Source organism: Streptomyces hygroscopicus subsp. hygroscopicus, from assembly GCF_030269125.1.
In the GTDB taxonomy this organism is placed as follows: domain Bacteria; phylum Actinomycetota; class Actinomycetes; order Streptomycetales; family Streptomycetaceae; genus Streptomyces; species Streptomyces hygroscopicus_C.
This window is the reverse complement of the sequence record NZ_BSSM01000086.1, coordinates 1-255: the sequence shown is the minus strand read 5'-3', so window position 1 is coordinate 255 and position 255 is coordinate 1. Positions and strand designations below refer to the sequence as shown.

1 pseudogene is annotated in these 255 nt (G+C 66.7%); it reads left to right on the top strand.

Annotated features, from left to right (window positions below):
* A pseudogene (locus tag QSK45_RS38225) lies at positions 1-229 on the top strand (hypothetical protein); the annotation flags it as partial.
* Positions 230-255 lie beyond the last annotated feature (26 nt).

The following is a 255-nucleotide window of genomic DNA, read 5'->3' as shown; positions in this document are numbered from 1 at the left end:
CTCACTGGGCGCCGGACACTACACACCCGACGTCGCCAAGATCACCATCAGCTACGGCGACAACCCGACGCAGTACCCGGCCCTCATGGCAGACGGCGCGTTCGTCTACACGGCGGCCATCTCCGGCTTCGAAGGGAACTCCCCCTCCCCGGCCCCCTACGTCCACGCCTACAACGCAGCGGGCCAGGAGATCTACAACCAGCAGACGGAACCCACCGCCAAGCAGTAACACCCGTCGCCACAAGCCCGCGCTGC